The sequence below is a fragment of the Nocardiopsis baichengensis YIM 90130 genome (genome assembly GCF_000341205.1).
GTDB lineage: Bacteria > Actinomycetota > Actinomycetes > Streptosporangiales > Streptosporangiaceae > Nocardiopsis_A > Nocardiopsis_A halophila.
Genome location: NZ_ANAS01000059.1, coordinates 1 through 1,308 on the forward strand (window position 1 = coordinate 1; position 1,308 = coordinate 1,308).

The 1,308-nt window shown below is 69.9% G+C and carries 1 protein-coding gene and 1 pseudogene; both read right to left on the minus strand.

Going from position 1 to position 1,308, the window contains the following annotated elements; genetic code table 11:
• Positions 1 to 854, minus strand: an 854-nt coding sequence (gene sucD / locus C892_RS0128220; protein ID WP_026124697.1) for a succinate--CoA ligase subunit alpha, incomplete at its 3' end; no start/stop codon positions are given.
• A gap of 17 nt (positions 855 to 871) precedes the next feature.
• Positions 872 to 1,308: pseudogene (locus C892_RS0128225) on the minus strand (ADP-forming succinate--CoA ligase subunit beta); the annotation flags it as partial.

Genomic DNA, 1,308 nt, shown 5'->3' on the forward strand with positions numbered 1-1,308 from the left:
GCCGTCTCGCTGGGGGTCTTGCCGACCTTCACGCCGGCCGCCTCCAGGGCCTCCTTCTTGGCCTGAGCCGTCCCGGCCGACCCGGACACGATCGCACCCGCGTGCCCCATCGTCTTGCCCTCCGGAGCGGTGAACCCGGCGACATAGCCCACCACCGGCTTGGACACGTTGTCCCGGATGAACTCCGCCGCCCGCTCCTCGGCGTCCCCGCCGATCTCACCGATCATCACGATCGCATCGGTGTCCGGATCGGCCTCGAACGCCGCCAGCGCATCGATGTGCGTGGTCCCGATCACCGGGTCCCCGCCGATCCCCACACACGTGGAGAAACCGATGTCGCGCAGCTCGTACATCATCTGGTACGTCAGCGTCCCGGACTTGGACACCAGCCCGATCCGCCCCGGCTCGGTGATGTCGGCCGGGATGATGCCCGCGTTCGACTGCCCCGGCGTGATCAGCCCCGGGCAGTTCGGCCCCACGATCCGCGTCCGGTTGCCCTTGGACGAGGCATAGGCCCAGAACTCGGCGGTGTCGTGCACCGGGATGCCCTCGGTGATCACCACCGCCAGCCCGATGCCGGCGTCCACCGCCTCGACCACCGCGCTCTTGGTGAACTTCGGCGGAACGAAGATCACCGTCACGTCCGCGCCGGTGGCCTCCATGCCCTCGGCCACCGACCCGAACACCGGCACCGCCGTGCCGTCGAAGTCGACCTCGCTGCCGGCCTTGCGCGGGTTGACCCCGCCCACGATCTGCGTGCCCGACGCCAGCATGCGCCGGGTGTGCTTGGTGCCCTCAGAGCCGGTCATGCCCTGGACCAGCACCTTGCTGTCCTTGGTCAGGAAAATAGCCATGTCGCCCTCGCCCCTTGTTACTTCGCGGCCAGTTCGGCGGCCTGAGCGGCGGCGCCGTCCATGGTCTCCACCTGGCGCACGGCCGGGTGCGCCCGCTCGGTCAGGATCGTGCGCCCCAGCTCGGCGTTGTTGCCGTCCAGGCGCACCACCAGCGGCTTGGACACGTCGTCGCCGCGCGACTCCAGCAGCTCCAGGGCCTGCACGATGCCGTTGGCCACCGCGTCGCAGGCGGTGATGCCGCCGAAGACGTTGACGAACACGCTCTTGACGTCGGCGTCGCCCAGGATGATCTCCAGGCCGTTGGCCATCACCTCGGCCGAGGCGCCGCCGCCGATGTCCAGGAAGTTGGCGGGCTCTACCCCGCCGTGGGCCTCCCCGGCGTAGGCGACCACGTCCAGGGTGGACATGACCAGGCCCGCGCCGTTGCCGATGATGCCGACCTGACCGTCGAGCT